Source organism: Candidatus Krumholzibacteriia bacterium (genome assembly GCA_029865265.1).
Lineage (GTDB): Bacteria > Krumholzibacteriota > Krumholzibacteriia > WVZY01 > JAKEHA01 > JAKEHA01.
In genome coordinates this window covers 1-5224 of record JAOUHG010000078.1, presented here as the reverse complement: position 1 = coordinate 5224, position 5224 = coordinate 1, and the positions used below count along the sequence as shown (strand labels likewise).

The following is a 5224-nucleotide window of genomic DNA, read 5'->3' as shown; positions in this document are numbered from 1 at the left end:
TCGTGTTGCGGAATGCCGATGCCGGTGTCTTCCACCACCACCCGGACTTCATCGCCCTCGCTGTTCGCCGACACGCGCACACTGCCCCCGTCGGGGGTGAAGCGGATGGCGTTGTCCACCAGCGCCCGCACCGCGTCGCGCAGGCGGGTGGCGTCGCCCATCACCCACAGCGGGTCGTTGCCCGCCTCCACCGTCATGTGCAGCTTGCGGTCTTGCACGGACTCGCGCCGCGCCAGCGAAACCGTGCGCACCAGTTCGCGCACGTCGCAGCGCGTGAGGCGCAGGCTCTGCAGCCCCTGCTCGAAGTAGGTGAGGTCGAGCATGGCCTGCACCAGTCCGTTGAGCCCCGAGAGCTGCTCGGTGATGAGGTTGGTGGTCTCGCGCACCTTGTCCGGCACCGTTCCCAGCGCGCCGCTGGCGATCATCTCGTTGAACCCGGTGATGATGGTGAGCGGCGTGCGCAGTTCGTGTCCCGCGAGCGCGATGAAGTTGCTCTTGGCCTGGTCCACGCTCTTGAGGTGGCTGACGTAGGAGGCGAGCGACTCGCGCATGTGCCCGAAGTTGCGTCCCAGCAGCGCCACCTCGTCGGTGCCGCGCATGTCGATGGGGTAGTCGTACTGCCCCTGCTGCAGCGCCACCGAGGCCTGCACCATGCGCGAGAGCGGCCGGGTGATGCTGTTGGCCATGGCGAAGCCCAGAAACAGTGTGACCAGTACGGCGATGCCGCCGCCCATCGCAAGGCGCTTCTCCAGCGAAACGATGGGGGCGAGCTCGGCCGCGAGCTCGCGGCCGATGAAGGCGTCGAAGCCGTCGCGCGGGTCGATGCCGCCCACGCCCACGTGGATGGTGAGGTACTCGTTGCCCAGGTGCTCGCGGCTGAAGGCCTCGGAGAGTGTCACCGAGCCGCGCCCGATGGTGGTGGCCACACGGCCGCCCGAGAGCCACGCGCGGGTGTCGTCGCTGGCGCCGGGATAGGTGCTGGCGAAGGCCACGCCGCCGCGCGCCAGGCACATGTCCGCGCCGGTGAGGCGCTTGACCTCGCCCACGAACTCGTCGTCCAGGTAGCTGCCGAACCGCACCACCGCCTCGAGGCGATGGGTGACGAACACGGGTGCCACCGCCGCCGCCACGATGCGGTCGTCCGCCTGGTAGAAGTCGGCCACCGCGGAACCCTTCATGGCGGTCTCGATGCCGGTGCGGCCCATGGCCGACGGGTCATCGCGCAGGGGGGCACCCGGCGTGCGCCGGTTGTCGCGGGCCACCTCGGCAATCAGGCGCCCGTCGGCGTCGAAGATCTGGATGAAGTCCGCGTCCGTGATGCGCAGGAAGTCGTTACTCAGCCCCTCCAGCGTGGGCCGGAACTCGGCGCCGCGCTCCGCGGGTGGAATGGAGAAGGGGGCGAAGAAGCGCGGGTCGCGCACCGTCACTTGCGCCATGCTCACCAGCTCGTTGCGCCGCGAGGTGAGGAGTTGCACGAACACCGAACCCGACTCGGTGAGGCTCTCGTGCACGCGCTTGCGCACCGCCGTGTCGGCGGTCCGCATGGTGCTCACCAGCATCGTCACGAGGATCGCGATGAGCGGGATCGTCGTGAGGACGATGATGCGCGTGCGCAGTGAGCCAAAGCGAAGCATGGGCGGCCGGTCGCTCCTAGAGGTTCACGTCCACGCTCGACGACCCGTCGTCCACGGTCACCGTCATGGACCGTTCGCCGAGGTCGGGGTGCCACACCTTGAGCGTGTAGGTTCCGTTGGGAAGATCGTCGAATCCGTACTCGCCGTTCTCGTCCGGCTGGGTCACAAACGGCGTGTCGGCCACGAAGACGTAGGCCGACATGGTCGAGTGGATGTCGCAGAACACCTGCACGATGCCCGGCCGGTCGAAGGTGACCCGCTTGGACTTGCCCTTGCCGTAATAGCCCAGGTCGAAGCGCCTGGTCTTCGAGTACGAGAAGACGTTGTGGTACACGAGGTCCATGTTGGGGAACTCCACCGTGGTGCCCACCGGAACGCCCAGCACGTGCGGCTCGAACGACTGGTTGATCTGCCTGAGCGCGGGGGTGCCCGCCGAGGGCGCCGGCGCGATGCGCGTGCTGGCACCGGTCAGGTACACCACCACGTCCTTCGGGGTGGTGATGCGCGGCGCCGGATCGTTCGACTTGCCGAGCGAGTTGAGGGTCCCCGCGTAGGGGTCGAGCGACGATTCCATGGGAGCGCTGCGGACCTCGCTGACGATGCGGACCGTGCCGTGCAGGCCACCGGCGAGGGCGGAGGTGGCAATTAGCAAGCCGAGACCGGGCAGCAGAACCACCCACCAGCGGGGTCGTCCCGGCCGCCGGAACGGGATACGAATGCGAGGGGGTCGTAGCTTCATCGTTATTGCCTGCAATCGGTTGCGACGATAGCCTCACGCACGGCCGGAATGCTCCGGGGTGGGCGATGCGTCTGATTCGAGGAACTCCAGGGAGCAAGTTGCAACCGCCATGCCGTAGCGGGACGTTTCGGAACACCTTGCCGGGTTGCCCGGGCCGGCGTTGATTGGCGCGGAAGTTGCGGTTGGGCCACGCTCTGGAGGTTCCTGATGCAGATCAATGAGTTCCTGGGTCACGTGGTAAAGCTGGGTGGCAGTGATGCCCATCTCAAGGTGGGGCAGCCCCCCGGTGTGCGTGTCAACGGCAAGATCCTCCCGCAGGGCACGACACCGCTCACTCCCGAGGATACCGACGCCATCGCGCGCACCGTCCTGCCCCCGGAGTTGTACAAACAGTTCACCTACAGCGGGGACATCGACTGCTCGTACTCCGTGCCGGGCCTGGCGCGTTTTCGCGTCAACGTGATGCGCCAGCGCGGCTCGATCTCCGTCATCATGCGTTTCATCCCCGAGCGCGTGCCGACCTTCAAGGAACTCGGGCTGCCCGACGTGTGCCGCATGCTGGCCACCAAGCCGCGTGGACTGGTGCTGGTCACCGGGCCCACCGGCAGCGGCAAGTCGACCACGCTGGCGGCCATGGTGGACTTCATCAACAGCAACCACCGCGCGCACATCATCACCATGGAGGATCCCATCGAGTTCCTCCATCGCGACAAGAAGTGCTACATCAACCAGCGCGAGATCGGCGGGGACACCGCGGACTTCACCCAGGCGCTGCGGCGTGCGTTGCGCCAGGACCCGGACATCATCCTGGTGGGCGAGATGCGCGACCTGGAGACCATCGCGCTGGCGGTGACCGCCGCCGAGACCGGGCACCTGGTGCTGGCCACGCTGCACACCACCAGTGCCACCAAGACGGTGGACCGCGTGGTGAACGTGTTCCCGCCCGAACAGCAGACCATGGTGCGGATGCAGCTGGCGGGGACCCTGCAGGGCATCGTGTCGCAGACGCTGGTGCCGAAGATCAGCGGCGGGCGGGTGGCGGCGCTGGAGATCCTGATTGCCAACGACGCGGTGCGCGCCGTGATCCGCGAAGACAAGATGGTGCAACTGCCATCGATGATGCAGACGGGGAAGAAGCTGGGCATGCAGACGCTGGAAGGGCACCTGAACGAACTTATCGCCGCCAAGGTGATCACCTATGAGGAGGCGTCCTCGCGCGCGAATTCGCCCGAGGCGCTGCGCCGTCTGACCAGCGTGGAAGTCCCGCTGGCCTGAGCTGGCGGCCGCCCCGCCGGAAGGGGCCCGGAGGCGTCCCCAGGCCACAAAGAAGCGGTGGAACGGCGCGGGGCCTTGTGGTATAAACGAGGCCGCCGCGCGCACAGGCGCCCCTCCCCGGGCACCCATGCCGCCAGGAATCCTCTCACCCGAGAATCATATCGCCTCTCGGAGCTGGTGTAGCTCAGTTGGTAGAGCAGCGCATTCGTAATGCGCAGGTCCGCGGTTCAAATCCGCGCACCAGCTCCAGTTTAACTTCTTGTCAGATATAGAGTTTAGCGTTTCCGCGGGTGACTGCCGGAGCTGCCCATTTTGGCCCATCTGGCACTAATCTGGCACTTGGAAAGTAGCCCTGTCAGCCTCAACAGGACTGAGGGGGCGCCAGATCCGAGAGTGGCATCGCCCCAAGTGCTCGAATGCACCTCGCTGAAACCAAAGTGATGCAATCGCATCTCTTGCTGTCGGCTATCCACGAACTATACTAGCCAGCATAAGCGCCCCCACGCCGACGTGGCAAACCCAGCGCGGAATGGAGTGCCAGACCTGCCGCAGTTACGGACGAAGCAACCCAAATTTGAAATCCTACATCCAACGCAGAAATAACTGCGACCTCTCCTGCTGAGTCACACGTCCTCCTCCCCGCGACGTGCCTTCTGGAACGATCGGCGTTTGCGCCGTAAATCTGCTGCCTTTTCATCCACGCGGTAGTGCAGTTCGCACAGTCACACGGCGAGCGTGTCGACAGAAGAAGGTTAACATGACTACATACAAGCGTCTAATCGCGATATTGTTATGTCTCTTCTCAATCTGCTTGGTTGGCTATGACGTCGTTCATGCGGGTGATTACCAGGAGGGAGACATCTATCTTGTGACCAACTCGGGACCTGGAGGTGTCGGCCAGGTGGTCAAGATCGATCCTATAACCGGTGGTACTTCAATACTTCACACGTTTCCCGTCGCTTCGTCCAGATATGCCACGTACGACCCGTTCCGGGACATGCTTCTCGTCGTGGTCTACGATGTCAATTACCCGTTGAAGGGTGTGATGAGTGACGGGACGACGGTCAGCGTCGGGCCATCTGCTCAATCAAATTTCGGTCCCCGCAGCATTGCAGCGAGGGGGGACGGAAAGGTCTACTACATAGGGGGATCACAGGTACGTCTTGAGTATCTGGACGCTTCGGGCGCCATGCACGGGGTTGGTGGTGTGAGTTCCAGCCTGATCAATCCGATCACTAACACTGCGCTCATGGTGTACGAGCCTGTCACAAATGCCCTCTTTGTGACGTGCCCCACCGTGGAGGGGTTGAATTACTGCTCCGGTGTCGTAGGTCGGACGATGGTACTTAAAGTCCCGCTAAACGCCGATGGCACGGCTCTAAGCGGTGCTATCGACTGTGTTGAACGAAATGTATCGTATGTCAACGCGGAAGCCCCGTATGGCATCAGCCTGGGTCCTGGAGGGACGATATTCGTCGCGGTTGGTACGGGTACGAATGATCGCGAGCCGCGACTCCTGACGTTGAACCCGGAGTCGATGAGCACGCTATCGGTCTTTGCGCAGAATGGGTTATAC

General features: G+C 64.1%; 4 protein-coding genes and 1 tRNA gene. 3 read left to right on the top strand and 2 right to left on the bottom strand.

Going from position 1 to position 5224, the window contains the following annotated elements; translation table 11 throughout:
* Both OEX18_15610 and OEX18_15605 read right to left on the bottom strand, forming a co-directional pair.
* On the bottom strand, nt 1-1634 hold a 1634-nt coding region (locus OEX18_15610; protein ID MDH4338689.1), incomplete at its 3' end, for a HAMP domain-containing protein.
* 16 nt (nt 1635-1650) lie between these two features.
* Nucleotides 1651-2373 (bottom strand): hypothetical protein, encoded by a 723-nt coding sequence (locus OEX18_15605; protein MDH4338688.1) that lies wholly within the window; start codon nt 2371-2373, stop codon nt 1651-1653.
* Between the two features lie 207 nt (nt 2374-2580).
* Here OEX18_15605 and OEX18_15600 point away from each other — a divergent pair, with 207 nt between their 5' ends.
* The 3 genes from OEX18_15600 to OEX18_15590 form a co-directional block, all read left to right on the top strand.
* Nucleotides 2581-3648, top strand: coding sequence for a type IV pilus twitching motility protein PilT (locus OEX18_15600; GenBank protein ID MDH4338687.1), 1068 nt, complete (start codon nt 2581-2583; stop codon nt 3646-3648).
* A gap of 173 nt (nt 3649-3821) precedes the next feature.
* Nucleotides 3822-3897 (top strand) — tRNA-Thr (locus tag OEX18_15595).
* 508 nt (nt 3898-4405) lie between these two features.
* Nucleotides 4406-5224: hypothetical protein (locus OEX18_15590; GenBank protein ID MDH4338686.1), on the top strand; the 819-nt coding region annotated here is incomplete at its 3' end.

Coding starts and splice junctions, on each gene's coding strand:
- OEX18_15605 (MDH4338688.1), bottom strand. CDS start 2,373: ATGAAGCTACGACCCCCTCGCATTCGTATCCCGTTCCGGCGGCCGGGA.
- OEX18_15600 (MDH4338687.1), top strand. CDS start 2,581: ATGCAGATCAATGAGTTCCTGGGTCACGTGGTAAAGCTGGGTGGCAGT.